This window comes from Streptomyces sp. NPDC026672 (genome assembly GCF_040638185.1).
Taxonomy (GTDB): domain Bacteria; phylum Actinomycetota; class Actinomycetes; order Streptomycetales; family Streptomycetaceae; genus Streptomyces.
Genome location: NZ_JBEZXS010000016.1, coordinates 65,230 through 92,131, shown reverse-complemented (window position 1 = coordinate 92,131; position 26,902 = coordinate 65,230). Strand labels below are relative to the sequence as shown.

At 70.0% G+C, this 26,902-nt stretch carries 27 protein-coding genes and 1 pseudogene; 8 read left to right on the top strand and 20 right to left on the bottom strand.

From position 1 onward, the window contains the following. Positions 1 to 194: 194 nt before the first annotated feature. The 4 genes from AB0F77_RS20210 to AB0F77_RS20195 all read right to left on the bottom strand — a co-directional run bounded on the left by AB0F77_RS20210 (position 195) and on the right by AB0F77_RS20195 (position 4,404). The gene (locus AB0F77_RS20210) at positions 195 to 1,370 is read right to left on the bottom strand and encodes a PP2C family protein-serine/threonine phosphatase (RefSeq protein WP_361950083.1); all 1,176 of its coding nucleotides are present in this window, start codon (positions 1,368 to 1,370) and stop codon (positions 195 to 197) included. Positions 1,371 to 1,638: 268 nt separating this feature from the next. Then, positions 1,639 to 2,853, bottom strand: coding sequence for an FAD-dependent oxidoreductase (locus AB0F77_RS20205; protein WP_361950081.1), 1,215 nt, complete (start codon positions 2,851 to 2,853; stop codon positions 1,639 to 1,641). Positions 2,854 to 2,956: 103 nt separating this feature from the next. Continuing rightward, positions 2,957 to 3,904, bottom strand: coding sequence for an RNA polymerase sigma-70 factor (locus AB0F77_RS20200; protein WP_361950079.1), 948 nt, complete (start codon positions 3,902 to 3,904; stop codon positions 2,957 to 2,959). 296 nt (positions 3,905 to 4,200) lie between these two features. Next, positions 4,201 to 4,404, bottom strand: a complete 204-nt coding sequence (locus AB0F77_RS20195; protein ID WP_361950077.1) for a cold-shock protein — start codon at positions 4,402 to 4,404, stop codon at positions 4,201 to 4,203. A 417-nt stretch (positions 4,405 to 4,821) separates the two neighbouring features. Here AB0F77_RS20195 and AB0F77_RS20190 point away from each other — a divergent pair, with 417 nt between their 5' ends. Together AB0F77_RS20190 and AB0F77_RS20185 are read left to right on the top strand one after the other, a co-directional pair. Next, positions 4,822 to 5,130, top strand: coding sequence for a hypothetical protein (locus tag AB0F77_RS20190; RefSeq protein ID WP_361950075.1), 309 nt, complete (start codon positions 4,822 to 4,824; stop codon positions 5,128 to 5,130). Beyond that, positions 5,127 to 5,510 carry a fic family toxin-antitoxin system, toxin component gene (locus tag AB0F77_RS20185; RefSeq protein WP_361950072.1) on the top strand — a complete coding sequence of 128 codons (384 nt, stop codon included), beginning with the start codon at positions 5,127 to 5,129 and terminating at the stop codon, positions 5,508 to 5,510. The genes AB0F77_RS20190 and AB0F77_RS20185 overlap by 4 nt, the downstream gene beginning before the upstream one ends. Positions 5,511 to 5,658: 148 nt before the next feature. On the opposite strand, the gene AB0F77_RS20180 is transcribed toward AB0F77_RS20185, so the two are convergent. Beyond that, positions 5,659 to 6,507 (bottom strand): SDR family NAD(P)-dependent oxidoreductase, encoded by an 849-nt coding sequence (locus AB0F77_RS20180; RefSeq protein WP_361950069.1) that lies wholly within the window; start codon positions 6,505 to 6,507, stop codon positions 5,659 to 5,661. A 158-nt stretch (positions 6,508 to 6,665) separates the two neighbouring features. Here AB0F77_RS20180 and AB0F77_RS20175 point away from each other — a divergent pair, with 158 nt between their 5' ends. Further along, positions 6,666 to 7,241, top strand: coding sequence for a helix-turn-helix domain-containing protein (locus tag AB0F77_RS20175; protein WP_361950066.1), 576 nt, complete (start codon positions 6,666 to 6,668; stop codon positions 7,239 to 7,241). Positions 7,242 to 7,420: 179 nt separating this feature from the next. After that, positions 7,421 to 7,927: a DinB family protein gene (locus tag AB0F77_RS20170; protein ID WP_361950063.1), complete on the top strand. Its 507-nt coding sequence runs from the start codon at positions 7,421 to 7,423 to the stop codon at positions 7,925 to 7,927. A gap of 167 nt (positions 7,928 to 8,094) precedes the next feature. Here the strand turns inward: AB0F77_RS20170 and AB0F77_RS20165 are convergent, their stop codons facing one another. Beyond that, the gene (locus tag AB0F77_RS20165; RefSeq protein WP_361950059.1) at positions 8,095 to 9,081 is read right to left on the bottom strand and encodes an alpha/beta hydrolase; all 987 of its coding nucleotides are present in this window, start codon (positions 9,079 to 9,081) and stop codon (positions 8,095 to 8,097) included. A gap of 536 nt (positions 9,082 to 9,617) precedes the next feature. Here AB0F77_RS20165 and AB0F77_RS20160 point away from each other — a divergent pair. Together AB0F77_RS20160 and AB0F77_RS20155 are read left to right on the top strand one after the other, a co-directional pair. After that, entirely contained in the window at positions 9,618 to 10,121 is a 504-nt protein-coding gene (locus AB0F77_RS20160; protein WP_361950056.1) for a hypothetical protein, read from the top strand. 56 nt (positions 10,122 to 10,177) lie between these two features. Beyond that, positions 10,178 to 10,462, top strand: a complete 285-nt coding sequence (locus AB0F77_RS20155; RefSeq protein WP_361950053.1) for a hypothetical protein — start codon at positions 10,178 to 10,180, stop codon at positions 10,460 to 10,462. A gap of 93 nt (positions 10,463 to 10,555) precedes the next feature. On the opposite strand, the gene AB0F77_RS20150 is transcribed toward AB0F77_RS20155, so the two are convergent. From AB0F77_RS20150 to AB0F77_RS20135, 4 genes are all read right to left on the bottom strand, one after another. Next, the gene (locus tag AB0F77_RS20150) at positions 10,556 to 11,380 is read right to left on the bottom strand and encodes an ABC transporter permease (protein ID WP_361950050.1); all 825 of its coding nucleotides are present in this window, start codon (positions 11,378 to 11,380) and stop codon (positions 10,556 to 10,558) included. Continuing rightward, a complete protein-coding gene (locus AB0F77_RS20145) occupies positions 11,377 to 12,381 on the bottom strand; it encodes an ATP-binding cassette domain-containing protein (protein ID WP_361950047.1) in 1,005 nt (334 codons plus the stop codon). The genes AB0F77_RS20150 and AB0F77_RS20145 overlap by 4 nt, the downstream gene beginning before the upstream one ends. Before the next feature lie 60 nt (positions 12,382 to 12,441). Continuing rightward, a complete protein-coding gene (locus AB0F77_RS20140; RefSeq protein ID WP_361950044.1) occupies positions 12,442 to 13,284 on the bottom strand; it encodes a DUF4097 family beta strand repeat-containing protein in 843 nt (280 codons plus the stop codon). A gap of 106 nt (positions 13,285 to 13,390) precedes the next feature. Further along, positions 13,391 to 13,909, bottom strand: coding sequence for a hypothetical protein (locus tag AB0F77_RS20135; RefSeq protein ID WP_361950041.1), 519 nt, complete (start codon positions 13,907 to 13,909; stop codon positions 13,391 to 13,393). Between the two features lie 304 nt (positions 13,910 to 14,213). Here AB0F77_RS20135 and AB0F77_RS20130 point away from each other — a divergent pair, with 304 nt between their 5' ends. Continuing rightward, entirely contained in the window at positions 14,214 to 14,858 is a 645-nt protein-coding gene (locus AB0F77_RS20130) for a DUF1707 domain-containing protein (RefSeq protein WP_361950038.1), read from the top strand. 735 nt (positions 14,859 to 15,593) lie between these two features. Here AB0F77_RS20130 and AB0F77_RS20125 read toward each other — a convergent pair. From AB0F77_RS20125 to AB0F77_RS20095, 7 genes and pseudogenes are all read right to left on the bottom strand, one after another. Next, a complete protein-coding gene (locus AB0F77_RS20125) occupies positions 15,594 to 17,237 on the bottom strand; it encodes an FAD-dependent oxidoreductase (protein WP_361950035.1) in 1,644 nt (547 codons plus the stop codon). A 334-nt stretch (positions 17,238 to 17,571) separates the two neighbouring features. Continuing rightward, complete coding sequence (locus tag AB0F77_RS20120; protein WP_361950032.1) at positions 17,572 to 18,627, bottom strand: lytic polysaccharide monooxygenase auxiliary activity family 9 protein; 1,056 nt, start codon at positions 18,625 to 18,627, stop codon at positions 17,572 to 17,574. 355 nt (positions 18,628 to 18,982) lie between these two features. Further along, the gene (locus AB0F77_RS20115; protein WP_361950305.1) at positions 18,983 to 19,915 is read right to left on the bottom strand and encodes an SDR family NAD(P)-dependent oxidoreductase; all 933 of its coding nucleotides are present in this window, start codon (positions 19,913 to 19,915) and stop codon (positions 18,983 to 18,985) included. A 195-nt stretch (positions 19,916 to 20,110) separates the two neighbouring features. Continuing rightward, positions 20,111 to 20,308 (bottom strand): annotated as a pseudogene (locus AB0F77_RS20110) (hypothetical protein); the annotation flags it as partial. 177 nt (positions 20,309 to 20,485) lie between these two features. Then, complete coding sequence (locus AB0F77_RS20105) at positions 20,486 to 20,863, bottom strand: helix-turn-helix transcriptional regulator (RefSeq protein WP_361950029.1); 378 nt, start codon at positions 20,861 to 20,863, stop codon at positions 20,486 to 20,488. An 818-nt stretch (positions 20,864 to 21,681) separates the two neighbouring features. Then, on the bottom strand, positions 21,682 to 22,014 hold the full coding sequence (locus AB0F77_RS20100) for an AzlD domain-containing protein (protein WP_361950026.1): 333 nt from the start codon (positions 22,012 to 22,014) through the stop codon (positions 21,682 to 21,684). Then, on the bottom strand, positions 22,011 to 22,694 hold the full coding sequence (locus tag AB0F77_RS20095) for an AzlC family ABC transporter permease (RefSeq protein ID WP_361950023.1): 684 nt from the start codon (positions 22,692 to 22,694) through the stop codon (positions 22,011 to 22,013). Before AB0F77_RS20095 ends, AB0F77_RS20100 begins: the two co-directional genes overlap by 4 nt. A gap of 68 nt (positions 22,695 to 22,762) precedes the next feature. Here AB0F77_RS20095 and AB0F77_RS20090 point away from each other — a divergent pair, with 68 nt between their 5' ends. Continuing rightward, a complete protein-coding gene (locus tag AB0F77_RS20090; RefSeq protein ID WP_361950020.1) occupies positions 22,763 to 23,332 on the top strand; it encodes an XRE family transcriptional regulator in 570 nt (189 codons plus the stop codon). A gap of 41 nt (positions 23,333 to 23,373) precedes the next feature. Here the strand turns inward: AB0F77_RS20090 and fabG are convergent, their stop codons facing one another. From fabG to AB0F77_RS20075, 3 genes are read right to left on the bottom strand one after another with little or no spacing between them, the layout of a single operon-like run. Further along, the gene (gene fabG / locus AB0F77_RS20085) at positions 23,374 to 24,093 is read right to left on the bottom strand and encodes a 3-oxoacyl-ACP reductase FabG (RefSeq protein ID WP_361950017.1); all 720 of its coding nucleotides are present in this window, start codon (positions 24,091 to 24,093) and stop codon (positions 23,374 to 23,376) included. A 54-nt stretch (positions 24,094 to 24,147) separates the two neighbouring features. Then, positions 24,148 to 25,230 carry a branched-chain amino acid aminotransferase gene (locus AB0F77_RS20080; RefSeq protein WP_361950014.1) on the bottom strand — a complete coding sequence of 361 codons (1,083 nt, stop codon included), beginning with the start codon at positions 25,228 to 25,230 and terminating at the stop codon, positions 24,148 to 24,150. 29 nt (positions 25,231 to 25,259) lie between these two features. Further along, positions 25,260 to 26,855 (bottom strand): acyl-CoA carboxylase subunit beta, encoded by a 1,596-nt coding sequence (locus AB0F77_RS20075; protein ID WP_361950011.1) that lies wholly within the window; start codon positions 26,853 to 26,855, stop codon positions 25,260 to 25,262. Positions 26,856 to 26,902 lie beyond the last annotated feature (47 nt).

Below are 26,902 nucleotides of genomic sequence, written 5' to 3'. Positions count from 1 at the left end.
ACGCGCGCGGTGCGGTCGAGCACGGGTCGCACGGACGCAGCGCAGAAGTTCCTCGGCGTAGGGGCAGGGCGACTCCGACGCCGATCACCGCAGCCGGCGGGGTCAGCTACAGCACTACCAGAAAGCTGCGGATGTGCTGCTCGACGGGCCGAACCTCGCGGGTATCGGTCGCGAGTGACACGCCGGAAGTCGCTTCACGACTCCGTACCGGTGTCGTCGGTGTCCGGGTGCCATTCGGCCAGGACGATGGTGGCATCGTCCTGTAGCTGGCCGTGGTGGTGGTCGAGGATGGCGTGGACGAGGCGGCGCAGGGCTTCGGGGGCGGGTTCGCCGGCTGCGAGCGCGCGGGAGACGAAGTCGACGAGCTGGTCCTCACCGAAAGGCCGGCCATCGGCGGAGCGGGCCTCGGTGACGCCGTCAGTGTGGATCAGGACGCGGTCGCCGGGTTCCAGCTGGGCCTGGCGCACGGTCCGGGAGGCCGGGTAGCCCGGGCCGAGGCCGAGCGGCAGCTCGCCCTGGGCCTCCAGCGCCCCCGGGATGACGTGGTGGGCGCGGATCAGGAGCGGCGGCGGATGACCGGCGTTGATCCAGGCCAGTTGCCCGGTGTCGAGGTCCAGATGCGCGAAGACGCCGGTGAGCAGGCCGCCGGGCTGCCATCGGTGCAGGTCTTCGTCGATCCGGTCGATGATGTCGGTCAGGGTGCCGCCTGCGCGCCGGGTGGAGCGGCAGCCGGCCAGGGCGACGGCGGAGGCCAGTCCCGCGGCCAGGTCGTGGCCCATCGCGTCGACCACGGTCAGGTGCAGACGTCCGTCGTCCAGGCCATGGTCGAAGGCGTCTCCGCCGACCTCGTAGGCGGGCTCCAACGCGGCGCTGGAGGTGACCTTGTCGGTGCCCAGAGTGCGCGGCGGCAGGAACGCCCACACCATCTCCGCCGCGGTGGTCATCGGGCGCCGGCGGACGGTGCGGCTGAACAGGTCGCTGAACCCGCTCTTGGAGACGATGGTCAGCGCGGTCACCGCGGCCAGCTCCGTGGCACCGTCCAGCAGGGCGGGAGTGAGCTGGTCGGCGGTGACGCGCAGCACGCCGATCCGTGCGATGCCGTCGACCAGAGGCAGCCACACCGTCAGTGGCTGCCGACGGGACAGCCGCAGCGACATGGTCCGGTACGCCCATCCGGCCACCGTCCCCTCGATGGCCAGGGCGGCATCGCCCTGGCCCACGGTGCCGGGCAGGGGCACCAGCTGGTCTTCCTGCACGTCCACCAGATAGACGGCCGCCGACGCGAACCCGAGTCGACGGGCCGCCTCGTCGACCAGTTGCGCGACCTGTTGCGGGGAGGCGGTGTGCGAGCGCTCCAGAAACAGGGCCATCGCGGCCCTCGGTTCCTCCGCCATCACTCACCGGCCCTCTCGCGTCTCGGCCCCTTCTTCGATTCTGAGACCGGTCCGCTCGGTGCGCGGCCAAAACCCCCGACGAGGCCCGAGCGGTCTCTGGTCCTGGAGATCAGCTCGGGAAGCCGGCTCGTCCACGTGTCTCAGGCGGAGCCCGCCTGAGACAGAGCGGCCGCCAGAGCCCGGAGCTCGCGGGCGCGTGCCGTTCGCCGCGTGACGTGCGGTGGCACTCGTCCCGCGGCCGGGCTCAGGCGGTCGCCTCCGCCGTGGCTGCCGCGGCCGTCGACCGGCTGACGACGCGGCGGCGTCGGGCCGGCATGCCGAGGAGCGGGTTGGCGACGCCCCAGGCGGCGCCCTTGCAGACCAGTTCCTTGTAGACGGCGGCGAATCGGCCCGTCAGGGCCGCCCGCACCGCGCGGTCGTCGGCGGTGACGTACTGGATCAGGCCGTCGCGGCGACCGAGCGAGATGCACTGGTTGAAGTAGCGGAGCGGTGTGGTCGGGATCTTCCCGCCGGTCAGCCGGGCCGCGATCGCGTCCGCCGCCTGCCAGGCCATCGGGGTGCCGGTGGCGCACGACATGCGCAGTGGCTTGCCGGCCGGGCCGATCGCGAGGGCGGCGTCGCCGACGGCGTACACCTCGGGGTGCGAGACGGAGCGCATGGTCCGGTCGACCACGATCCGGCCCGTGTCGGTGACCTGGAGCGCCGTGGCCCGGGCGATCGGGTGGACCGCGAAGCCGGTGGTCCACACGGTGACCGCGGCCGGCAGGTCCGCGCCGCCGGCGACTGTGACGCGGTCGGCCTCCACGCCGGTGACGTCGGCGTTCTCGTGCACGGTGATGCCGAGCCGGTCGACGGTGCCGCGCAGGTGTCCGCGGCCCTTCGGCGAGAGCCAGTCGCCGAGCGTGCCGCGGATGGCGAGGGCGACGTCGAGTTCGGGGCGGGCCTCGGCGATCTCGGTCGCGGCCTCCAGGCCGGTGAGTCCGCCGCCCACCACGACCACGCGCTCCCCGGCGCTCAGGCCGGCCAGGCGCGCGCGGAGCCGGAGGGCGCCGGGGCGCCCCGCGATGTCGTGGGCGTGTTCGGTGGTGCCGGGGACGCCCTGGGGGTTCCAGCCACTGCCGAGGGCGTACACGAGCGTGTCGTACTCCAGTTCCTCGGCTGGGCCTGCCGACCCGGTGTCGGGGGCGCCGACGACCGTGACGGTCCTGCGGTGGACGTCGACGCCGGTGACCCGGGCGAGTCGCAGGTCGACGCCGGTGTCCGCGAACATCGCGCTGAAGGGCCGGGGCGCGAGGTCCTGTCCGACGGCCACCTGGTGCATCCGGACCCGCTCGACGAAGTCGGGCTCGGCGTTGACGAGGGTGATCGCGACGTCGTCCCGGTGCAGCCGCTTGGCGAGGCGCCCGGCGGCGATGGCTCCGGTGTATCCGGCTCCGAGGACGATGATGCGGTGCTGCATGTCCGTGCTCCTGTCTCCCGCGGATTCGCCTCTTGAACCGGGCAGCCCGCGGATTCCTGACAGGAACGCGATGTGAAGCAGGTCACACCTTGCTCGGAACCGGTCAGAAGGCGTGGAGCACCAGCGGTTCACCGTGGTCGGTCGTGGCCCATAGGCGGGTCGCCCGTGCGAGCTTGTCCGGGTTGACCTGGTTGCGGAACGCGACGATGCCGTCGGCGCCGACCTCCGGACACATGACGCCGATGACCTGTCCGTCGAGGACCGCGACGAGGGCGGGAGCACCGTTGACGGTGGCTGCCCAGACGCCGGGCGAGCCGCCGACGAGCGTCCGCTTGGCCTTGCTGGGCCGGAAGAGCCCGCGCATGAACGCGGCGACCGCCCGGGCGCCCTCGAACGCCTTGGCTCGCGCGGGGACCTTCCCGCCGCCGTCGCCGATGGCGACCGCGTCCGCGGTGAGCATCCGCACCAGCGCGTCGGTCCGACCGCTGGCGGCGGCCGCGAGGAACTCCTCGACGATCCGCCGCGCGGCCGCCTCGTCGACCTCGGTGCGGGACCGGCCGTCGGTGACGTGCTTCTTGGCGCGGTGGAAGATCTGCTGGCTGGCCGCCTCGGTGATGTCGAGGATCCCGGCGATCTCCTGGTGCGGGTAGCCGAACGCCTCCCGGAGCACGTACACGGCCCGCTCGTTCGGGGACAGTCGTTCCAGGAGGGTGAGGACGGCGTACGAGACGGATTCGCGCTGCTCGGCGGTGTCCGCGGGGCCGAGCATCGGGTCGCCGGCGAGCAGCGGCTCCGGCAGCCACGCCCCCACGTACGTCTCGCGCCGCGCGCGGGCCGAGGAGAGCTGGTTGAGGCAGAGACGGGTGAGGACCTTGGTGAGCCACGCCTCGGGGACCTCGATGCGGTCCGTGTCGGCGGCCTGCCAGCGCAGGAACGTGTCCTGCACGGCGTCCTCCGCCTCGGTCGCGGAGCCGAGGAGGCGGTAGGCGATGGCCTGGAGGCGGGGCCTGGAGCCCTCGAACCGGTCCACGGCGTTCACGGTGAGGGCCATGACCGGATCGTAGCTCCGGGAGCGGGGCGGCCGTGGGTCCGCTGTGGCGGCTCGGGGGGGGTAACGGCCACGACTCCCCGCGCTGCGGACCGCGCTGGACGACGAACCCCGGCCGGTACGCACGCTGTGCCGGAACTACCCGCTCCCCCTTGCCGGACGACGTCCGTAGCTGGGCCCGGTGTTCCTTCCACCCCCGTGCCGTCCGCCGGGGTGCCGCGCTTGGGGTCATGGAAGGGCGCGGTCGAACGCGGAGGCCCGGCACCCTCTGGGGTGCCGGGCCGATTCGGGCGTCAGGATCAGATGACGCGGATGTTCTCCGCCTGGGGACCCTTCTGGCCCTGGGTGACGTCGAACTCCACGTTCTGACCCTCCTGCAGCTCGCGGAAGCCCTGGGCGGCGATGTTCGAGTAGTGGGCGAAGACGTCCGGGCCGCCGCCCTCCTGCGCGATGAAGCCGAAGCCCTTCTCCGCGTTGAACCACTTCACAGTGCCCTTGGCCATGTCTGTCTCCTTCGACGAGGGTTCGAGCCCGCACAGGTACGGGCCTGAGGTGATCGCCCTGGTCCAAAGAGCGCTGCACAGCAAAATGCCCGCGGGCAAGATGACCGCGGGCGAACGACTTCGGAACCACGACTGCTCTATCGATCACGCTACCCCCTTCGCCGGGGCACCGCCATGCCGAAACTCCGCCACCCCCGGCGTACGCAAGTGCCCGCCCTGTGGGAGCCCGCCTGACACGCAGGCTGTCGTGCCCCGGTACGTACCCGACTGGCGCGTGGGAGCAGCCAGAACCGCCCCCGTTGGCGGTGAATTCTCTCCCTATGTCCGCGATGGTCGAGTTGATCACCGTAACGATCGAGCCTGGAGCCGGGAGCGTTCGCGTCACCCCTGAGACGTGCACGGGGTACCACTGGTACCATGGATACCATGTCGGATCCCAAAGCGATGAACCTGCGCTTCCCCGATCCTGCTCAGCGGGCTGCCATCGCGGCAGCGGCCAGGCAGGCGGGGGTCAGCATGCAGGAGTACATCCTCTCTGCCGCCTACGACCGTGCGACCGCCGTGGAGCGGAAGTTCCTGGAGGGTTTCCAGGCGTCCATGGCCCGCAGCGGCGCGGCTTTCGCGGCCGAGCCCAGCAGTCTGGACCCCGGTGCAGAGCAGCGGGCGGCCGAGCAGGAAGCCCGTCGAGATCTTGAGCGGCACCAGGGGCAAGGCCACGCCGCGTGACCCAGCCGGAGCCCCTCCCCCTCGACGTCACGTTCCTGCTGCACGCCGCCGAACTGCTCGACGGTGACCCGCAGGTCGACGACCTCGGACCGCTGTACGCCGCTGTCGCCCGGGTCAATGCGCGGGCGATGGAACGCGACATCTATGGATCTCTGCATCTCAAGGCCGGCGCGCTGCTGCAGACCCTGGCGAAACTGCCGTGTCTGGAGCACTCCAACGATGCCTTCGCCTGGCATGCGACCGAGGCTTATCTGATCCTCAACGGACGCGCACTCGACTACCCGCCCAAGGCCGCCGTCGCGCTCGTGCGGGACGCCGCCTCCGGAGCGCTCGGCGTCGCCCGGATCGCCCGCCAGCTGCGCGACTGGACCGTCACCTGATCCCGACGTGCAACACCGTCGACCTGCCTGTGCCCCGACGCCCAATTAACCAGCGGGGCACGGGCAGGTCAGCGATTACGGCGCAGACACGGCCCGGCACATTCGTGCCGTCGCGCGCCCACACATGGATGATCGTGATGAGGCTGCTTCAGTCGCCGGCGCCCGGCACCGTGCCGGTTACATCTGCGAAGCCGTAGTGATGTGCGAGATCCCTCGTGGACACCGCGGATCCCGATCGGTCCCGTACTGCCGGGTCGGCCGCCAGCGCCACCACACCCCGCCCGACGAAACGCGGCGACTCCGCTGCGCCGACGTCGAACGTGCCCTCGCCGGGAAGCTCGATCTCCGAGCCCCCGTCACCAGTCGCCCGCGAGGCGGCGTCGACCAACTCGGTCCGAACGAGACCCGGCCACACCGAGACGACGGAGACCTCCCGCGGACGCAATTCCACCGCCATGTCGGCCGTCATCTTGTCCAGCGCGGCCTTGCCCACGCCGTACGCGGTGTTGTGGGCATACTGGCGTGCGCCTTCTGACGAGATGTTGACGATCAGCCCCCTCTGCGCGGTGAACAGCAGCGGTGCCGCGTAGACGCTCGCGACGTAGTGAGACCGCGTGCCGATGTCCAGCACCTGATCCCACGCGGCGATGGGCAACTCCCAGAACGGCCTGCCGAGCCACGCTCCGAGGTCCGGCGCCGAGAAGACGTTGTTGACCAGCAGGTCCAACCGTCCGTACTCGTGGCGCACGCGCTCGAACACAGCCGCCACCTCCAGGTCGCTGTGGTGGTCGCAGACGACGGCTATCCCCTTGCCGCCCAACGCCGTCACCTCCTCGGCGGTCTCGTCCACGGTGCCGGGCAGCTGCCCCGCCGCGACGCTGCGACCGGTCACATAGACCGTCGCGCCGGCGGCACCCAGCTCAAGTGCGATCCCCTTGCCCACCCCACGGCTCGCGCCCGTGACGACGGCGATCTTGCCGACCAACGGCAGATTCATGTCCACTCCTCCGGAAAAGTCACTGTTCATGTCGTTCGGGGCAGAGCATCGGCGGCCACCAGGCCGCGGCACCTCGATCTCCCTGGGAGCCCCGCACGTCCTGGACTCTAGACGTTCTTACACTGAGTGCAAAATTATCCGGATGGTAAGGTCGGGTCATGGCAGCGGACGGGTTGAGGCAGCTGAACAAGGACAAGAAGCGGGAAGCGATCCTGCGTGCCGCCCACGAGCTCTTCGCCGAACGCGGCTACGAGGCCGCCACGATCACCGACATCGCCGAGAAGGCCGAGGTCTCCCGGCGCACGGTCACCCTGTACTTCCCCGCCAAGCTCGACCTCGCCCTGGCGCACCTCGACGCGCTCGAAGCCCGGCTCCACACCGCCATCAGCGAGCGCGAACCGGAGTGGAACGTCATCGACGCCGTCGAGCACTGGCTGTACGGCGAACTGGACCACCCCCAGGAGCTGAGCGCGGTCACCGAGCGCATGCTCGCCCTCAACCCGCAACTGCTGGCACCCCACAAGGCGCGCATGGCCGAGATCGTCGAGCGCGGGGCGCGCCGCCTGATCGAGGACACGGACGCATCTCCCGACGAAAGGGGCGCCCGGATGACGGCCGCGGCCGCCGCCGCCCTGTGCTCTTCCCTGGGCCCCACACCGACACGCGAGGACATCGCCGCAGCGATGACCTTCTTGCGTGCAGGCGTGGAGGCTCTGGCTGAGAAGGGCACGTAAGGGCCGAATTCCACCATGCCCTGTGACGCCCAACCGGCCGGGAGCGCACCGAGTTCGACGATCCGGCCGCCTTGGTCGAAAACCGTGTCTCAAAGGCCGTGGGGGCGCTGGGAGTTGGTGGCCGACGGTTTGCGCGAAGGTGTGGCCTGCGGGAGGGTGTCCTTGCCATCATCGTTCCGGTGGACGATGACCAGCGCACATCCCCCTCGAAGGTGGCCGACGACCGCGCGTCGCTCACCTCGTTCCTCGACTACCAGCGGGCCACCCTGGCCATGAAGTGCCGGGGGCTGACCGGCGAACAGCTGAAACAGCGGGTGATCCCGACCTCAGGTCTCACACTTCTGGGCCTGGTACGCCATGCGGCCTCCGTCGAGCGAAGCTGGTTCCGCTTCGCCCTGAACGCCGAGGACGTCAAGTCGCTCTGGCCCGGCCAGGTCGACGGCACGTTCGCCGAGTTCCATGTCGAGGACGCCGACGTGGACGAGGCGTTCGAAGTCTGGCGCGAGGAGTGCGACCGTGCCCGCGCAGTGGCTTCTTCCTTCGCTTCCCTCGACGACACCGTCAACTGCGGTGGCGTGGACATCTCACTCCGGTACGTTCTCACCCACATGATCGAGGAATACGCGCGGCACAACGGCCACGCCGACCTACTGCGCGAAGCAATCGACGGTGCGGTCGGCGAGTAGCACAGTCCAGTGAGTAAACACGTACGGCAGCGACGGCTGCCCACCGTGCCCCCTGGTGCGTGGCGCCGGTGATGGAGTGGAGGGGAGAACGTCCGCGGTCGTCGGGACGTCGTGCGCGTGAGGCAGATCAAGTGGTGGCGTCCCGGTTTGCAGGCAGCCCGCCCGGTTCAGCTCTGGAGGGTGGCGAGCCAGTCGGTCAGCAGGCGGTTGACCTCGTCGGGGCGCTCCTGCTGGATCCAGTGGCCGCAGCCGTCCAGGAGGTGGGAGGCCGACAGGCCGGGGAGAGTGGTGGGGTAGGCGTCGATGGCGTCGGACATCCAGGTGGTGGAGGCGTCCAGGGCGCCGCCCATGAACAGGGACGGCTGCTTGATCGGGGCTCCGCGGTACGGGGCGAGGTCTTCCCAGTCCCGGTCCATGTTGCGGTAGCGGTTGAGTGCGCCGGTGATCCCCGTGCGCTCGAACTCCCCGGCGTAGACGTCGAGGTCGTCCTCACTCAGCCAGGCCGGGAGCCGGCCTGCGGGGAAGCGGTCGCGCAGATGGCCGCCGAGCGCGACGAAGTGCGGGTCGGGCTCATCCCGGGCGGGCATGGTGTCGGCTGACAGCGCGGCGTAGAAGCCGGCGAGCCAGCCCCGGACGTCCGGCTCGATCTCCGCCTCGGCGCGGCCCGGCTCCTGGAAGTACGAGACGTAGAACTCCTGCTCGGGGCCGCCGATCCGGTCGAAGACGTCGGTGGGGCGGGGGCCGCCGGGCGGCGCGTAGGGAACGCTCAGCAAGCCGACGGCGCGGAAGACCCCGGGGTGGAGCAGGGCGGAGGCGGCGGCGATGTTGGAGCCCCAGTCGTGGCCGACGACCACCGCGTTCTCCTCGCCGAGGGCGCGCACGACGGCGACGTTGTCCTCCACCAGGTCGAGCATCCGGTAGGCGTCAGCGGCCTCCGGCTTGGAGGAACGGCCGTAGCCGCGCACGTCGATCGCCACCGCCCGGTAGCCGGCCGCGGCGAGGGCCGGGAGCTGGCGGCGCCAGGAGTACCAGGACTCGGGGAAGCCGTGGACAAGCAGGACCAGCGGGCCGGTGCCCTCCTCGACCAGGTGCAGGCGCCCGGCCGGGGCCTCGACGGTGCGGTGGCGGGGCTCGGCGGTGCGCTCGGGCTGCATGGGCTTCTCCTCGGTTCGCGGGCCAGCGCGGTTACCCGTCGATCATGCGGCGCGGCATCCGCCCCACGCGATCAACGTTGCCATTCCGGCAAGTTCGCAGGACAGGGCGGTGGAGCGGTGCGGCCGGAGGGAGCGGGAACGGTGGCAGCCGATGACGTGGACGTCACACTGGCGGCGATGGTCAGGGCCTGCTGGTTCTCAGGAACCGCGAAGTCTCCCGATGACCGACGATCTTCACCGAAGTCGTCCGCCCACGACCAGCACGAGCATCCCGGATCCACCCGCGCCAGACCCGTGGCCTGCAACTTCACGGTACACACCGCTCAGTGACCAGGAATGTCGAAGGTGCGCTTGCCTCATGCTCACCAGGCCGCACGCCCGGCCGCGCCGCAGCCATGCCATGCCTGTCCCCCGACAGTTCGTCCCGTGCACGCGAGTCAGCCAGGGACACCTTCGCCCGCCCCTGAGCCGGTTTTCCACTTGGCTGAGATGACAAAAATAAGTGTCATCTCGACGATCAGTGCTAGATTACGAAGGTGCCGCAGGACTCCCAGCTGATCTTCGCCGACCACGTCGGACGCTTCTACGCTCGCCATTACGGTTTCCCGCCGATGGCCGGACGCCTGCTCGGCTATCTGCTCGTCTGCGATCCGGCCCAGCAGTCGATCGACGAACTGAGCGACGCGCTCCTGGCGAGCCGAAGCGCGATCACGGGCGCTGTGAAGCTACTGGAGAACTACGACCTGGCTCGACGCGCCCGTTCGGCCGGCGAACGAATGGACCGGGTGAGCCTGAACCCGACCGGCCGGCAGCCGCAGAACTTCGACGCAACTCTCCACCTGGAGCACGCGGCACTGTTCCGGGAGGGGCTGAACCTGCTCGCCCAGGCAGCGCCGACGCGCCGGGCCCCGCTCGAAGAAATGGTCGCGCTGGCGGAGTTCCTCGCCGAGCGCCTGCCCGCGCTACGGGACGAGTGGCATACGCGCCGTGAGGCACTGCGTGCCTCCGGAAAGCTGCCACAACCCGACACACAGCACTGAAGGACACAACCCGGCCCGGGACATCGCCTTGGGCCCGAAGCCCACGGAGTGGTTTCATGACGACCGAACCCGAAGAGTTGTTCCACGAGTCCGATCTGGCCGCTCTGCGCGAGCGCGCGGATCACGGTGACGCGGATGCCGTCGACGAGTTGATCGAACTGGCCGCCGAACTCGGCGATATAAGCGAGCTACGGCGTCTCGCGGAAACCGGAAACTCCACCGCGGCCGACCAGCTCATCGAACTCGCCGTCGAACAGGACGACCTCGGCGAACTGCGGCGCCTGGCGGGCCGGGGGAACAGCACTGCCGCCGAGGTGCTGGAGGAACTCGGCGCCGAATGACGGTGGGAGTCGGACTCCTGCGAGCGGAGGGCCCGCCTGCGTCGGCCCTCCGCCTGGAGTGTGTACGAGTTCGGCCTGGGCCGAAGAACGGGCTCAGCGCCCGGCGGTGCTGTTGAATTTCGCGGTAGCCCAGAAGTAGCCGAGCAGCGCGAGAGCCAGGCACCAGACCACGGCGAGCCAGCCGTTGTGGCCGATGCCGGCGCCTAGCAGGAGTCCGCGCAGGGTTTCGATGGCTGGTGTGAAGGGCTGGTACTCGGCGATCGGCCGGAACCAGCCCGGCATCGCGTCGACCGGCACGAAGGTGCTGGAGATGAGCGGCAGGAAGATCAGCGGCACGGCGTTGTTGCTGGCGGCCTCGGCGTTGGGGCTGACCAGGCCCATGCCGACGGCGATCCAGGTGAGGGCCGTGGCGAACAGGACGAGCAGTCCGAACGCCGCGAACCACTCCAGAGCAGTGGCGTCGGTGGAGCGGAAGCCGATCGCCACACCGACGGCACCCACGAAGACCACGCTGATGACCGACTGGAGGACGCTGCCGATGACGTGCCCGATGAGCACCGAGCCGCGGTGGATCGCCATGGTGCGGAAGCGGGCGATGATGCCCTCGGTCATGTCGTTGGAGACGGAGACCGCGGTGCCGATCGTGGTGGAGCCTATGGTCATCAGCAGCAGGCCCGGGACGAGGTAGGCGATGTACGCGGAGCGGTCCGGTCCGCCGCCGCCGATGCCCGCGCTCATGGTGTCGCCGAAGACGTAGACGAACAGCAGCAACAGCATGATCGGTGTGAGCAGCAGGTTCAGGGTGAGGGACGGATAGCGCCGGGCGTGCAGCAGGTTGCGGCGCAGCATGGTGGAGCAGTCGCGTGCGGCGAGGGAGAACCGGGTCGCCGGGTGGGCGGGGGCCTGGGGTGTGCTCATCGGGTGTTCTCCTTGGGCTGGTCGGGGATGCCGGTGTTGCCGGTGAGGGCGAAGAAGACGTCGTCGAGGTCGGGGGTGTGCACGGTCAGCTCGTCGGCCTCGATGCCGGCCGAGTCCAGCCGGTCGAGCAGGGAGCGCAGTTCGCGCTGGCTGCCGTCGCCGGCGATGCGCAGCGCGAGGGCCTTGTCGTCCCGGGTGGCCTCGTGCAGGGCGGAGGCGGCGTTCGTGTATGCGGCCGGGTCGGTGAAGCGGAGCCGGATGTGGCCGCCGGGGATGAGGCGCTTCAGTTCCTCCGCGGTGCCCTCGGCCGCGATCCGGCCGTCGTTCAGCACCGCGATGCGGTCGGCGAGTTCGTCGGCCTCCTCCAGGTACTGGGTGGTGAGGAAGACGGTGACGCCGGCGCCGGTGACGAGGTCGCGGACGATCTGCCACATGGTGTGGCGGGCGCGCGGGTCGAGGCCGGTGGTCGGCTCGTCGAGGAAGACGATCCGCGGGCTGCCGACCAGGGTCATCGCGATGTCGAGGCGGCGCTTCATGCCGCCGGAGTAGGTGGCGGCGGGCTTCCCCGCCGCCCCGGTCAGCTCGAAGCGCTCCAGCAGCTCGGCGCTCTCCCGCCGCCCCTCGCGCCGGGAGAGGTGGTGCAGGTCCGCCATCAGGAGCATGTTCTCCTCACCGGTGATCAGCCCGTCCACGGCGGAGAACTGCCCGGTGACACCGATCGCGGCGCGCACGGCCTGCGGATCGGCGGCGAGGTCGTGACCCGCGACCTGGGCCTGCCCGCCGTCGGCGGAGACGAGCGTGGACAGGATCTGCACGGTGGTGGTCTTGCCGGCACCGTTCGGGCCGAGCAACGCGAACACGGACCCGGCCGGGATGCGCAGATCGATGCTGTCGAGGACGGTCTTGTCGCCGTACGACTTGCGCAGTCCGACGGCGGAAATGGCGACCGAAGACGAACGACCGTCGGCTCGCCTGGGCGTGGGCATGACAGATGAAGGCATGAGGCCCTCCATTCGAAGGCTGATGCGGGTGGGGGACGGAGCGGTTTGGGGATGTGCCGATCAGGCTTTGGCGCGACGGACGTCGATGTTGCCCCAGTTGGTCCGCGCGCGGACCTTGACGGAATCCTCGGTCTCCTCCGGGGCCTCGGACTCGGTGAGCGAGTTGCGCACCTGGCCGCGGTTGGAACTGACGTCGAGCCAGGCGGCGGTGCCCTCGCGGATGCCGACCTCGATGGAGCCGTTGGAGGTCTCCAACTGCACTTCGCCACGGACGACTTCGGCGATGCGAAGGGAGCCGTTGGTCATGGTGCCGGTGACCGACGCCTCGGCGCACGTGATGTCCATGGCGCCATTGGCGCCGTTCACCCGCAGCTCACCGGTCACGGTGCCGACGGTCGTGGTGCCGTGCGAGTTCTTCAGGACGGCGGGGCCGTCGACGTGGCCAACGCGCACGTTGCCGGTGCTGGTGGTGATCTCGGCCGGCCCCTCGACCCGGTCCACGGTGATCGAGCCGTGCGACGCGGTCAGCTTCAGCGGGCCGGTGATGTCGAGGCGGACGTCGCCGGCCGAGGTCTTCGCCCGGACGTCCCCGAGTCGGCCCTCGCCGATCACACTGGCCCCGGCGCCCGTCATGTCGATGCGCGAGCCCGTGGGCAGTTCCACCGTCACGTCGACGGCGCCGCCGCGCCCGAGCAGGTTGGCCTTGGGCGTGGTGACGGTCAGGACGCCACTCGCGTAGGCGACTTCGGTCTGCTCGGCCGCACGCACGTCCAGGTCCTTCTTCGGGGCGCGGGGACGCACCTCGACGACGGTGTCGGGGCGGTCGCCCGCGGTGAACTGAATGGAACCGGCGTACACGTAGGCGGTGACCGAGATCGGTTCGGGGGTGTCGAAAGAAGGCATGGTTGTCCCGTCCTCTTGAGTCCTTGGGACGTCCCCGCTGGTGGGACGTGGTGTGAGTGCGCTGCTTCTTTTTCTCTGGGGGACGCTCCGGGGGACGCGGGCGCGGCTAGCGCACCCACCCCGTGAAGCTCTGTCCGATGTTCTGGGACTTCTCCGCGGTACGCGGTCGTGCGCCGCCGTCGACCGCAGCCGACACGGCCCGCACCAGCCACGCGTTGACCGACAGACCCTCGCGGCTCGCGGCCTCCTCGGCCCGCGCCTTGAGGTGCGCCGGCAGACGCAGGTTGACGCGGGCGGTGCCACCCTCGTCACCATCGGCGGGAGACGGGGGCTTGAGCAGTTCAACGGGCTCGGCCGGTTCCGCGGGGGCGCTGCGATACGCGGGCGGCAGCGTCACCACGAAATCGGGGTCCAGCCCGCGCAGCCGTACGTCGACAGAGCCGGGGGCGAGTTCGCGGGTGATCTCGTCCATGGCGACGGAGAGCACATTGAGCATGGTGAGACGGGTCGCCGACTCCAGAGGTGCGGTGAGCCGTTCGGCCAGCTCGCGGGCTTCTTCGCCGCCGGCGTCGGCGGCCACCGCAAGTTCACGGCGGAGAGTGTCGACATACGGAGTGAGGTCCATGGCGCCATGATGGCATCATCGTGGCGCCAAATGCAAGCCCAAGTGGCACCTCACGCTGTGGCACCAACGTGACCCACGGCGGCATCAGGCCCACGCGCGCATCCTGGGGGCTCCGGAATGGCGCCACGTGGCACCAGATGGCACCACTCGACGCCACGCGACACCACAAAAGGGCGACCTTCGGACTCACCCACCCCTCCTCCGAGCAATGGTCCAACCGGGAACCGTGTCGCGATATAGCGCTAGTCTTCTCCTCGCGCCGCCGGCGTCGCACGGGGACCTTCGACAGGACCAGGACGGATGCATGTCAGGAGAGATTTCGCCCACCGGGAAGCGCTCCGACCTCGGCTCGTCGCCCGAGCTGCGGGCCTCTCACGCGGACCGGGACCGGGTGGTGGATGTGCTGCGCATCGCGGCGGGGGACGGTCTGCTGAGCGCGGACGAGTTGGACGAGCGCCTGGAAACCGCCCTGTCCGCGCGGACTCTGAGCGAACTGGCCGTGCTCACCGCCGACCTGCCGGTCCTGACGACCGCCGCGGACGGTACGGCGGCAGAGGTCAAGGACGTCGTCCGGATCGAGCAGGTGTTCAGCGGGGCGGTCGAGCGGACGGGCCGCTGGGTACTGCCGCGGAGGCTGGAGCTCGCGGTCACCTGGTGCGACGTGACGCTCGACTTCACCGAGGCCGTGATCACGCAGGACACCCTCAGGATCGACGTGGCCATGGCGGGGAAGAGCCTGACGCTGATCACGCGACCGGGCGTCGAGGTCGATGTCGACGGGCTGACCCTGGTCCACTGCAAACTCACACATCGCCGCATGCGGGCGCCCTCGGACACACCGACGACGCTGCGCGTGGAGCTGGTCGGCCAGAAGGCCCACGGCAAAGTGACGGTACGGCCTCCACGTCGGACGTTCGGGCAGTGGCTGCTGCGCAAGCCCGCGTCCTGAAGACCGCCGCGCAGAACTGGGCGACGGTGAAGGCGCGTCTATCGCCCAAGTGGGGTAGGCGACAGGACAGAAGCCCGCACACCTGTCACACCGGCTTGCCCGGCCGCCATAGGACTGGGTGGGGAAGCTCCTCGGCATCGTTCACCTCGCGGTCGTACCCGGCGAGGCGTTCAACGCGCCCGGGCGCATCCGTGTGTGCTCGTACGAGCCGGCCGTGCACCACATGGAGGCAGTCCGATGAGCCTTGCCGGAAGCTCGAACGCTTCACGCTCCCCCTCACCGTCGGTGCGACCTGCGTTGAAGTGTCCGGTCTCCATCCCGTTCCTCGTCTCCGTCGCCGAGCAGGTGCTCAAGGCGCGGCAGATCGACCGGTTCCACATCGTCGGACACTCGATGGGCGGCCTCACCGCGCTCCTGCTCGCCGACGGCGACCTGCACACGACAGCCCCGGTCGACGAGGGCGCCGGCCGGGGCTGGTGGTGCGGTGTGGTCGTGAAGGGCGGTCGCCTACGCGGCGAAAGGCTCCATGAGGCTTCAGCCGAACGATCGTCCTCATGGGCAATAGGTGAGGCCCGGGGACACTGTCCCCTTCACAACCACACCCCTTACAACCACCCACACCCACCGCACATTCCCGCCCCGACGGGCAACAGGGCAGCCGACGGCCGTCACGAGGCGCGGCGGAGCCGCACGGTGATCGGCTGCCATCCGCGTGGGACCGCGGAGGGGCCGCGGTCAGAGTCCCTGGGTGAGGAAGGCGGCATCGGGGACCTGGACGGTGTCGGGGGCAGTGCGGGGGAGGATGCCGAGGATCTGGGCGACGACGTACTGCGCCGACATCATGGCTCCCTCCTGCCAGCCGGGCAGCGGGGACGCCTGGTCGCCGACGACGTAGAAGCGGCCGTCGCCCTCGGGCTGGAGGAGCTGCTTGTAGGCGACCTGGTGGGCGGGGTCGGACGGGTCCCAGTCGGCCCAGCCGCCGAGCTGGTGGGGCACTTTGTGCCAGGCGATGGTGACGCCCAGGTCCTGGGGCACGGTGGTCTTCTCCAGGAACTCCTTGTGCAGTTGCGCCGCTCCGTCCCGGGCCAGGGTCAGGCGGTCGGCCGGCGCGCGCTTGCCCATGTCCTCGGCGTTCTCGCCGAAGTTGTACGCCCCGGTGAGGGTGCCGGTCTCGGAGAAGTAGTCGTTGGACGGGTACCAGAACTGGGTGATGGGGTGGTCGGTCCAGCTGATGCCGCCGTAGATCTGGTTGTGGTCGTCCTCCCAGAACCGCCGGTTGGCCTGCCAGCCGACCTTGCAGGTCGGCGCGAAGCCGACCGCCCGCACGGCGTTCCTGAACTCCGGGGAGAAGCCGGTCAGGGTGAGCTGCTGGAGGACGGGCAGCGGGATGTTGCTCACGCAGTAGTCGGCCCTCGTCGTCACGTCCTGGCCGCCGGAACGGTAGGTGACGCGGACGCCGTCACCCGCCAGGTCGATCGAGGTGGCCTCTGCCTGGAGTTCGACGGTCACCTCGTACTCGGAGGTGATCCGTTCGGTGAGGGCGTGGACGATCTTGTCCATGCCGCCGACCGGCTGGAACATCGTGGCCTGCCAGAGGTAGTCCACCGGCTGGTAGAAGCGGTGCTTCCAGAACTCCGAGGCGACCAGGTCGGCCAGGCTCAGCGGGGACGCGGGCGTGGGGAAGTCATGGACGTCGAGGGGCTCGGTGTAACCGGAGCGGGTGGAGCCGTGGTACTCGCCCTCCTCGTCCAGGTCGCCGAACCTGCGCAGCAGGTCCCGCAGCAGCACGGTGAACTCGTCGCGGCCGGTCAGGGTGGCCGAAAGGAGCGCGGCGAGGTGGCCGCGGGTGTCGTTGGCGACACGGCGGTTGCGCCACGGACGGCCGGGCGGGGTGTGTCCCGCGCGGTGCATGACGTTCGCCGTGGTCTCCATGATGTACGGCTCCAGTGCCACCCCGAGGTCGGCGCAGTAGTTCAGGACCCGGCGGTGGTGGTATGGGATGCGACCGGGGCCGAGATTGAGGTACAGGTCCTGGTCGAAGGCGCAGGTGTGGGTGAGTACCGGGGCGTTGCCCTCGCCGTCGAGTTCGTACAGCTTGTCGCCCTTGCGGGCGGTGCGGTTGCGGCCGCCGGTGCGGGGCTGGGGTTCCAGGACCGTGCAACGGTAGCCGAGTCTGCCCAGTTCATAGGCGGCGGTCAGGCCGCCGACCCCCGCGCCCAGGATCAGCACGGACGGCTGCTCGCCGGCTGCGGCACGCGGTGCGGCGGCGAAGTCCGGCGCGGCGCCCTCGCCGGAACTCAGCGGGCCGCCGAGGCCGGACATCGCCTGGTAGAGCGACTGCGCGGAGGGGGACGGGGTGGTGGATATGCGTGTGCTCATGGCTCACCTCTCGGGTCGGACGGGAGGGTGCGGCACCCGGCCCGTTTGTACGGGCGTGCGGTGACGAAGCCCGGCGGCCCCATGTGGCCGCGGGACAGCCCCGAGCGGCATGGAGCCAGCTCTTGGGCGGGCCGTACGAGTTCCGTATACGGTCGGCGCAACGTGGCCGTCCTGAGTCGCGATGGGCGGACGCCGACCGTCCGGGCGAGCGCACGCCGACCGGAAGTCGACTCCAGGTCGGCATGCGCCCACGCCAAGGCGGTCGGCGTCGGATCACCTTCCGAAAGCCCCCGGCCGAGGAGGCCGCGGCGCCGCACCACGCCGGGCCAGGTGGCTAGCGGAGTTCGACGTCGGAGACACTGACGAAGAACTCGCCCTTGGACCCGGGGCCGGCGTCGCCGCCGCCCCAGATGTTGACAATGGCGTGCCGTCCCCGCCGATTGGCCAGCGCCTCGGTGGTGTACCGCAGTTGCTCGTCAGCGTGCGTGCCGCCGCCGTGGTGCTCGACCATGAAGGGAGTCGGCTCCAGCGCGTCCCAGGAGATGCGCTGAGCCGGGTCCCAGCCTTCCTTGGTGATGAACCACTGGTGGGTCCACTTCGGACCCATGTGGTTCTGCGTGTAGCGGTAGGTGAAGGTGTGCCGGCCGTCGACGGCCTCCAGTGTGGTGACCGGCCAGTCGCCGTGACCGTCCGCGCCGGCCAGGTCAAGGCCCTGGAAGGCGGGGTTGGCGGCCGACGCCACATCCGCGTCGCGGAAGAACTTCCGGTACTCCAGGTACCCGCGGCCGTCGTTCCACGGCGGATCGTCGGCCGTGCCGACCGGCACGACTTCCTGCCAGGTGGTGGAGGTGTTCCGACTGCGCGCTTCCCGGCAGATCGGCGCATCGTCCAGGTCGCGGATCGTCCGGATCGCGCGGCTGACCGGCACCTCCAGGCTCCCGTGCCGCTCCCGGCCGCTCTCCCCGCCCGCTCCGCGTTCCTCGGTGCTCGCGGGGATGAACGCGTTGTAGGGCTTGGAGGAGGCCGTGTCGACGGTGAGCTCGTCCGTGAACGGCCCCCACGGACCGTCGGCGTGCCGGGCCCGGATCTTCACCCGGTACTCGTCGGCCGGGGTCTCGCCCAGGCACACCCAGTGCCGGTTCGCCGCCTGCCAGTGCGGCCAGTACACCGCCCAGTACACGTCCACCGTCTGCGCCGGCCGTCCGTTCAGCCACACCTCGTAGTGGTGTGGGTAGGGCGGCTGCCCGTTGTTCCAGTCGGGCGGTTGCGTGTTGCCCTGGTCGGGGCCGTTCTGGCCGATCCGCCAGTTGAGGGAGATGCCCTCAAGCTTGATGTCACCGTCGTCGCGGTAGGTCGCCTCCGCGCGCAAGTCTTCCGGTTGGGGCTGCATCCAGGTGCTCCTCGAGTCACACACAATGGGTGGCCCAGTGCGAAACAACCGCACCGGACCACCCGAAATGTCACTACTAACTGTATTTGCGCATACGCGTACCGCAACTGCGGTGTGTCCGGGGTGACGGCCCCCGCGGCGTTGCCGCTCTCGGTCTGCCGTCGTTGTCACGGGAGCCGGGAGGTCTTCTCCGGGCGGGCGGAGACGACGTAGTTCATGGCCGCCCTGTCCCCGGACACTGGCGGATGCGTTCGCCAACAAAGGGATGCCATCCGCTTCCCGCACTTGCCCGACGTCTTTCCACTGGCCCTGCCAACCGTGGACAGACGCAGCGGCGAACGGGGCGCAGGGCGGTTCAGTTGGCGTCTGCGATCAGCTTCTTCGAGAGCGTCCACAGGCGCCGGGCATTGTCCGGGTCGACCGCGTAGCGGGCCACGCCCTGCAATGGGGCGCCCCGGTGGTCCAGAACCTCGGCCTCGTTGCAGTCGCCGAAGTAGCGCCCGCCGATACCCTCCAGCAGGGGCGAGGTGGCGACGAGGACCGAAGTGGCGGCGCCCTGCTCGACCGTCTTGAGGAACTCGGGTGAGACCCTGCCGCTGCCGCGACCGCCCTCGGTGTGGCGCTGAAGGTTGGTGTGGATGGCGCCGGGCATCACGGCGTTGGCAGTGATGTTGTCCTCGGCCCAGCGGCGGGTCGCCTCCACGGCGAAGAGGACGTTGGCGGTCTTGGACTGGCCGTAGGCAAGCCACGGGTCGTAGCGGCGGAAGGCGAAGTGGACGTCGTCCCAAACGATCGGAGACAGCTGGTGGGCGGTGGAGCTGACGGCGACGATGCGGGCGGCGCCGTCAGCGGCGAGCGCATCGTGCAGGCCAGTGGCGAGAGCGAAGTGGCCGAGGTGGTTGGTGGCGAACTGACACTCCCAGCCCTGCTCGGTGTACTGCTCGGGGCAGGCCATGACGCCCGCGTTGTTCACCAGGATGTGCAGCGGGCCCTGCCAGGTCGCAGTGAAGGCGGCGATGGACCCAAGGTCGGCCAGGTCAAGGTGGGCGACGTGCAACTCCTGGTTTCCGGTCCCCTCGGCAATGCCCTTGGCTACATGCTCTCCCGCCGTCACGTCGCGCACGGCCAGGCTGACGGCGGCTCCCGTTCCGGCCAGCACGCGAGCCGTTTCCGCACCGAGGCCGGACGAGGCTCCGGTGACGATCGCACGGCGGCCAGTGAGATCGACGCCCTGCGCCACTTCTGTGGCTGTGCTGGAAAAGCCGTAGGGCGTGGTGACAGTCATGATTGAACTCCCTGTACAACAAGGCGGGACTGACCGCGCTGCGGGTGTTCTGCGCGGTCTCGCAAAGCATCGCGAACAGCACGGCTGCTTTGGCCTGACCGGCAAACTGGCACCAACTTGTGCACCGCTCCCCCAGATGCAGATTTCCGCCAGATGCTGGACCAAAATGTCCCGCGCCTGCTGCGGACTCAACCGCGCCTGCCGGGCCAGCAGTTGCACCACCATCCCGTCCAACAGGGCACCCAGCCGCGCCATTTCCACCGCGCGTGTGTGCCCCGTGCCGAGCCCGCCCAGCTCCTCCAGCGCGGCCACGGCGCTCTCCACCGCACCGTGGACCAGCTCGTCGACCTCGGTGCGGCGCTGCGCGGCAGAGGCGTCGCGGTGCGCGAGCGTCACCAACGCAAACCAGGATTCGGCTTCCAGTCGGCGCTCCTCGGTGGCTTCGAGCCGCGTCCGGCGTTGCCGGTCGCGTTCCACGCGGTCATCGAGCTGCCGCAGCGGGAGATGGGCGTCGTCGGCCGCCTGCTGCAACTCAGCTACTGAGATGGCACCGGTTCCGTCCGTGATGTGTACTCAGCCGTAACCCGGACTCGCAGTTCTCAGTCCCAGGGTGTGGCATCTGGTCGGGTCGGTGGCGCAGGGGATCGCGGTGCTGTGGGTGAGGATCTCCCAGGCGAACCCAACGATGCCGGCCTGGAGACGGGACTCCACGTCGAGTTTGGCGAGTATTTGGGCGACATGGGCCTTGGTGGTGCGCTCGGTGATGACCAGCTGGGTCGCGATGGCCCGGTTCGACGCCCCCTCCGCCAGCTTCCGGAAGACGTCGAGTTCACGCTCGGATAACAGCGGCACTCGTGTCAGAGCGGCGTCCCAGACGTGGTGGTGGACCAGGGCCGCCTGCTGGCCGGCGACGAGGTGGTGGGACGTTGTCAAGGGTTCTGCGGGGCGCATGACGGTTCCTCGGTGTCCTCTGGCTGATGGGCGGTCGTCTCATGGGGTGAGTCTGCGCGCGCCGACGCGTGCGGGCCTCGCCGGTGAGGCCCGCAGGGTGAGTGGAAGGGCAGGTCGTCCAGCCGGTCGGCCGCGGCGCATGGGGGTGGCGAACGGTGCGTCATTCGTTCCGGGAAACGAATGAGGGCAGGCTTCGGGGCACGTCAGGCAGTCAATTCTCGGCCAGTCGAATTGTGCTGCGAAGCGTGTGGATTTCGACTGCTTCCGGTGGCGTACTTGGAGTCGGCTCGACCGGCCTCGGCCCAACCCGCCGATTCGCCTCGCTCCGGGTGGCTCGATATGGGCGCAGCAAATGCGCGGAATTTCGTCCGCGACCTACCGGAGCATCCTCGAAATTCTGGGCGGTCGCCAAGGCGCAGGGCCGACATCGACGCCGAAAAGGAATTCCGGGCGGCCGTGGGGAGGATGGCGGGTCGAACGCCCGTCGTGATCGGGTCGCACGACGGGAGCCCTGCGGTGCAAGCAACGGAAGGAGTCCGACTCCCCCACCCACGATGGTTCCCCCCGAGCATCTCGATGGAACGGCATCCCGAACGAAATCCGAGCAATGCGTACACGGGTGGCCGACCTTGGAGGTCGTTGCCTTACGTTAAGTTACTCGGTCGCTACCGATTGAGCAATGCCAGATCCAATATCTGAGATGAGTGGCTGCATTTCGCTATGAGGCTTGAATTCTCGGGCGATGCATCACCCAGTGAAATGAGCGAGAGCGCCCGGAGAGGTGCCTCCGGGCGCTCCTCGGGTGTGTTCGGATGACGTCACGGAACGCCGGCGAGTCGCAGGAGCGCCGCCGTCCCGGCAGCCGCGAGGACGACGACGAGAAAGGGGGCCCTGAGCCAGGCGAGCACTCCGCCGACCAGTACCCCGAGCGCCCGGGCCGCGCCGGCGAAACCGTCGCCCTCGGTGAGCGCCGCCGTGGCCGTCAGTGCGGCCAGCAGCACGACCGCCGAGACCTCCAGCAGCTTCTCGACCTGCTTCGGGAAGGTGACCTTCGCCCGCAGGGCGGGACCGGAGAGGCGCAGCAGAAAGGTCCCGGCCGCCAGGGCGAGCATCGTCGCCAGAGCCGGCAGCAGGGGAAAGGGATTGCTCATCGCGCTGCTCCTTCGAGGTTCTTCATCCGGAACAGCGGCAGCGCGGCCAGCGCGGCCAGAACCGGCAGTCCGGCCGGCAGGAAGGCGGTGAGGGCCAGCGCGATCGCCGAGCCGGCCAGCGCGGTCCGCCGCAGTGCCCGGTCCTTCGTCGCGGGCAGGATCAGGGCCAGGATCACCGCGGGGAACATCGCGTCCAGGCCGAGGGCGTCGGTGTCCCGGATGACGCTGCCGAGCAGCGCGCCGAGCGCGGCGCCGACGGGCCAGCAGGCCAGGATGCCGAGGCCACAGGCCCAGTACGCGGCCCGCTTGCGGGCGAGCCCCTCCTGGGCGATGGCGAAGACGACCGTCTCGTCGTTCATCAGGTGCGTGCCGAGCACCCCGCGCCAGCCCCGCCCGAGCACATCGGGCACCGCCAGACCGAACGGCAGGTGGCGGGTGTTGACCAGCAGACCCGCCAGCAGCGCGGCGATCGGGCTTCCCCCGGCGGCGATGATCCCGACGAAGAGGAACTCGGACGACGCCGCCAGGACGAGCGCGCCCATGAGCACCGGGAACCACCAGGGGAAACCCGAGGTGACCGCGATGGCCCCGTACGACAGACCGATGGCCCCCACGGCCAGGCAGACGAGCGCGATGTCCCGCAATGGCCCCTTGCCCAGTGTTTCCCATAACGTACGCATGGCGTTTATAGTGAACACCCTGGAGGGTGTTCGTCAAGGCGAACGATTGACCATTGGAGCGAACACGCGTGTCCGACGTCGACCCCACTCTCAAGCCGCCCCTGGCAGTGATCGCCGCCTCCCTGCGGGCGGAACGGGTCAGGGCGGGGCTCTCTCTCACCGAGGTCGCCCGACGCGCCGGGCTCGCCAAGTCCACGCTCTCGCAACTGGAGTCCGGCACCGGCAATCCCAGCCTGGAGACGCTGTGGGCGCTGTGCGTGGCCCTGGAGATCCCCTTCTCCCGACTGCTGGCCGCCTCCCGTCCCCCTGTCCAGGTGATCCGCGCCGGCGAGGGACCGGCCATCGGTTCGGCGCAGAGCGACTACCGGGCCACCCTGCTGGCCGCCTCTCCCCCGGGGGCGCGGCGGGACGTCTACAGCATCGCGGCCGAGCCGGGTCCGCAGCGCCTTTCCGCCCCGCACATGCCCGGCGTCGTGGAGCATGTCGTGATCGGCGCCGGCCGGGCCCTGGTGGGCACCGCCGACGAACCGGTGGAACTGCACCCGGGCGACTACATCAGCTACCCGGCCGACGTCCCGCACGTCTTCCGGGCGCTGGAGCCCGGCACGCGCGCGGTACTCGTCTCGGAGCACTCCTGAGCACGCGCGCCGGCCCGGCTCCAGTGCCCCATGCCCCGGCTTCAGTGCCCCATGCCCCAGCCGCCGTCCACCGGCAGGACGGTCCCGGTGATGTAGGCGGCTTCCTCGGAGGCGAGGAACCGGATCGCAGCCGCCACCTCCGTCGGCTCCGCGCTGCGCCCCAGCGGTACCTTGCTCAACACGGCCGTACGCTGCTTCCCGTCGAGCGCCTTGGTCATGTCCGTGTCGACCATGCCCGGCGCCACCACGTTGCAGGTGACCCCCCGTGAGCCCAGCTCGCGGGCGACGGACCGGGCGAAGCCGACCAGACTCGCCTTCGACGCCGCGTAGTTGGTCTGCCCGGCCGCGCCCAACAGGCCGACCGTCGAGGAGATCAGGACGATCCGTCCCCGCCGTGCGTCGACCATCTCCTCGGCGGCCCGTTTGACCACCCGGAAGACGCCCGTCACATTGGTGTCCATCACGTCCGTGAAGTCCTTCTCGGTCATCCGCAGCAGCAGCCGGTCCCGGGTGATGCCGGCGTTGGCCACCAGTACCTCCACCGGGCCGTGTGCCGCCTCCACCTCCTTGAACGCCCGCTCCACCTGCGCGGAGTCGGTGACGTCGCAGGTGACGGCGAGGCAGCCGAGGTCGGTCGCGGCCCGCGGCGGTTCACCCGTGCGGTAGGTCAGCGCGACCTTGTCGCCGGCCTGCGCGAAGGCACGCGCCACGGCGAGGCCGATCCCCCGGTTCCCTCCGGTCACGAGGACCGAACGGCTCATGTCTTCCACGCACCCTTCTGCACCTTTGGTTGGCCCGCACCCGGCGGACGCCGGTCAGGCGATCTTGTGGACCCAGCCGAACGGGTCAGGTCGCGAACCGTCCTGGATCCCCGTCAGCTCGGCGCGCAGCCGCTCGGTGACCGGGCCGGGCGTGCCGCCGCCGATCGTCCAGTCCCCGTCCGCACTCCGGACGCAGCCGACCGGGGTGATCATCGACGAGGTGCCGCAGGAGAACACCTCGGTCAGCGCCCCCGACTCCGCGTCGGCCCGCCACTGCTCCACACTGATCCGCTTCTCCTCGGCCTGGTGGCCGAGCTCGGCCACCAGGGTCAGCACCGAGTCCCGGGTGACGCCCGCCAGCAGCGTCCCGGACAGCTCCGGCGTCACCAGCCGGTCGCCGTGGACGAAGAAGAGGTTGCTGGTGCCCATCTCGTCCACCCAGCGGCGTTCCGCCGCGTCCAGCCAGACCACCTGGTCGCAGCCCATCTCCTTGGCCTGCGCCTGCGCGACCAGCGTTCCCGCGTAGTTGCCGCCGCACTTGGCCTCGCCGGTGCCGCCGGGGGCCGCCCGGGTGTAGTCCTGGGAGAGCCACACGGTGAGCGGTTTCGCCCCGGCCGTGAAGTACGAGGCCGCGGGCGAGGCGATCACCATGAACCGGTAGGCGGAGGAAGGGCCGTAGAAGCCGATGGTGGGCTGGGTGGCGATCATGAAAGGGCGTAGGTAGAGGCTGTGCCCGGGCCGGTCCGGGACCCAGTCGCGGTCGGCACCGACCAGCAGCTCGAGAGCCTCGACGAAGGTCTCCTCGGGCAGCTGCGGCATCGCCATTCGCGCGCACGAGCGGTTCAACCGGGCCGCGTTGGCGTACGGGCGGAAGGTCACCACCGTGCCGTCCTGGCGCCGGTATGCCTTCATGCCCTCGAAGACCTCCTGGCCGTAGTGGAACACCTGGGCCGACGGGTCGAGCACCAGCGGCCCATACGGGTGCAGCCGGGCGTTGTGCCAGCCACGGTCCCGTTCCCAGTCGATGCTGATCATGTGGTCGGTGAACACCTCGCCGAAGGCGGGTGACTCCATCATTGCCGCCCGCTCGGCGGCCGGCCGGCGGCCGGCGGTCTCGGTGGTGAAGGTGATCGTCATGGGTGCGCTCCGGGGCAAGAGATCTCAGGTCACAGGGGGATGTTGGCGTGTTTGCGGGACGGCTGGTCCGCGTGCTTGCTCCGCAGCATCCGGAAGGCGCGAATGAGCAGCGCCCGGGTCTCGACGGGGTCGATCACGTCGTCGACGAGGCCGCGCTCCGCCGCGTAGTAGGGGTGCATCAGCTCGGACCGGTACTCCTTGACCAGTTGAGCCCGCAGGGCGTCCGGGGCGTCGGCATCGGCGATCCGCTTGCGGAAGATGACGTTCGCGGCGCCCTCGGCGCCCATCACCGCGATCTCGTTGGTCGGCCAGGCGTAGGAGAGGTCAGCGCCGATCGAGCGGGAGTCCATGACGATGTACGCGCCGCCGTACGCCTTGCGCAGGATCAACTGGACCCGCGCCACCGTGGCCTCGCAGTAGGCGTACAGCAGCTTGGCCCCGTGGCGGATCACCCCGTCGTGCTCCTGGTCCACCCCGGGCAGGAAGCCCGGCACGTCCACCAGCGACAGCAGAGGAATGTTGAAGGCGTCGCACGTCCGCACGAACCGGGCGGCCTTCTCGCTGGCCTTGATGTCGAGCACCCCGGCCAGAGCAAGCGGCTGGTTGGCGACGATGCCCACCACCAGGCCGCCGAGCCGGGCCAGCCCGCACACGACGTTGCGTGCCCACCCCTCGTGGACCTCCAGGAAGTCGCCGTGGTCGACGATCTCCTCGATCACCCGGCGTATGTCGTACGGCAGCCGGCCCTCGGCCGGAACCAGGTCGAGAAGGGCGTCGTTGCGCCGGTCGTCCGGGTCGACGCACGGGACGGGCGGCGGGTTCTGCCGGTTGTTGGACGGCAGCAGGGACAGCAGGTACCGGACCTCGCCCAGGCAGGTCCACTCGTCCTCGTACACGAAATGCGCGACACCCGACAGCTCCGCGTGGACATCGGCGCCCCCGAGCTTCTCCTGGCTGACGTCCTCGCCGGTGACGGCCTTCACCACGTCGGGTCCGGTGATGAACATCTGCGAGGTGCCGCGGACCATGAACACGAAGTCGGTCAGGGCTGGGGAGTAAGCCGAGCCGCCCGCGCACGGGCCCAGGATCACCGAGATCTGCGGGATCACCCCCGAGGCCCGCACATTGCGGCGGAAGATGCCGCCGTAGCCGGCCAGGGCCGAGACGCCCTCCTGGATGCGTGCCCCGGCACCGTCGTTGAGCGAGACGAGGGGAGCACCGGCCGCGATGGCCATGTCCATGACTTTCTGAATCTTCTCCGCGTGCGCCTCGCCCAGCGCCCCGCCGAAGATCCGGAAGTCGTGCGCGTACACGAACACGGTGCGGCCCTCGACCGTCCCCCAGCCCGCGACCACGCCGTCCGTGTGCGGTCTGCGGTCCTCGATGCCGAAGCCGACCGCCCGGTGCCGGCGCAACTGCTCGATCTCGTTGAACGACCCCGCGTCCAGCAACACGTCGATCCGTTCGCGGGCGGTCAGTTTGCCCTTGGCGTGCTGGGCCCGGGTCGCGCGCTCGCTCGGACCGCCGCGCGCTTGTTCCCTGGTCGCGTGCAGGTCGGCCACCCGCGCCCCGATGCCGGTGCGCGTGGCCGAAGACTGGTCCGTGAGTCCCTGCTGGACGGTCATCCGTTCCCTCTCCTTCCGGGATCCACGCGCCCACAGGCGCCGTGGTC

Bases quoted from the DNA above. Each gene is read 5' to 3' on its own strand.
- AB0F77_RS20210 (WP_361950083.1), bottom strand. From the start codon at position 1,370: ATGGCCCTGTTTCTGGAGCGCTCGCACACCGCCTCCCCGCAACAGGTC.
- AB0F77_RS20205 (WP_361950081.1), bottom strand. From the start codon at position 2,853: ATGCAGCACCGCATCATCGTCCTCGGAGCCGGATACACCGGAGCCATC.
- AB0F77_RS20200 (WP_361950079.1), bottom strand. From the start codon at position 3,904: ATGGCCCTCACCGTGAACGCCGTGGACCGGTTCGAGGGCTCCAGGCCC.
- AB0F77_RS20195 (WP_361950077.1), bottom strand. From the start codon at position 4,404: ATGGCCAAGGGCACTGTGAAGTGGTTCAACGCGGAGAAGGGCTTCGGC.
- AB0F77_RS20190 (WP_361950075.1), top strand. From the start codon at position 4,822: ATGGATACCATGTCGGATCCCAAAGCGATGAACCTGCGCTTCCCCGAT.
- AB0F77_RS20180 (WP_361950069.1), bottom strand. From the start codon at position 6,507: ATGAATCTGCCGTTGGTCGGCAAGATCGCCGTCGTCACGGGCGCGAGC.
- AB0F77_RS20175 (WP_361950066.1), top strand. From the start codon at position 6,666: ATGGCAGCGGACGGGTTGAGGCAGCTGAACAAGGACAAGAAGCGGGAA.
- AB0F77_RS20165 (WP_361950059.1), bottom strand. From the start codon at position 9,081: ATGCAGCCCGAGCGCACCGCCGAGCCCCGCCACCGCACCGTCGAGGCC.
- AB0F77_RS20155 (WP_361950053.1), top strand. From the start codon at position 10,178: ATGACGACCGAACCCGAAGAGTTGTTCCACGAGTCCGATCTGGCCGCT.
- AB0F77_RS20150 (WP_361950050.1), bottom strand. From the start codon at position 11,380: ATGAGCACACCCCAGGCCCCCGCCCACCCGGCGACCCGGTTCTCCCTC.
- AB0F77_RS20145 (WP_361950047.1), bottom strand. From the start codon at position 12,381: ATGCCTTCATCTGTCATGCCCACGCCCAGGCGAGCCGACGGTCGTTCG.
- AB0F77_RS20140 (WP_361950044.1), bottom strand. From the start codon at position 13,284: ATGCCTTCTTTCGACACCCCCGAACCGATCTCGGTCACCGCCTACGTG.
- AB0F77_RS20135 (WP_361950041.1), bottom strand. From the start codon at position 13,909: ATGGACCTCACTCCGTATGTCGACACTCTCCGCCGTGAACTTGCGGTG.
- AB0F77_RS20130 (WP_361950038.1), top strand. From the start codon at position 14,214: ATGTCAGGAGAGATTTCGCCCACCGGGAAGCGCTCCGACCTCGGCTCG.
- AB0F77_RS20125 (WP_361950035.1), bottom strand. From the start codon at position 17,237: ATGAGCACACGCATATCCACCACCCCGTCCCCCTCCGCGCAGTCGCTC.
- AB0F77_RS20120 (WP_361950032.1), bottom strand. From the start codon at position 18,627: ATGCAGCCCCAACCGGAAGACTTGCGCGCGGAGGCGACCTACCGCGAC.
- AB0F77_RS20105 (WP_361950029.1), bottom strand. From the start codon at position 20,863: ATGCGCCCCGCAGAACCCTTGACAACGTCCCACCACCTCGTCGCCGGC.
- AB0F77_RS20100 (WP_361950026.1), bottom strand. From the start codon at position 22,014: ATGAGCAATCCCTTTCCCCTGCTGCCGGCTCTGGCGACGATGCTCGCC.
- AB0F77_RS20095 (WP_361950023.1), bottom strand. From the start codon at position 22,694: ATGCGTACGTTATGGGAAACACTGGGCAAGGGGCCATTGCGGGACATC.
- fabG (WP_361950017.1), bottom strand. From the start codon at position 24,093: ATGAGCCGTTCGGTCCTCGTGACCGGAGGGAACCGGGGGATCGGCCTC.
- AB0F77_RS20080 (WP_361950014.1), bottom strand. From the start codon at position 25,230: ATGACGATCACCTTCACCACCGAGACCGCCGGCCGCCGGCCGGCCGCC.
- AB0F77_RS20075 (WP_361950011.1), bottom strand. From the start codon at position 26,855: ATGACCGTCCAGCAGGGACTCACGGACCAGTCTTCGGCCACGCGCACC.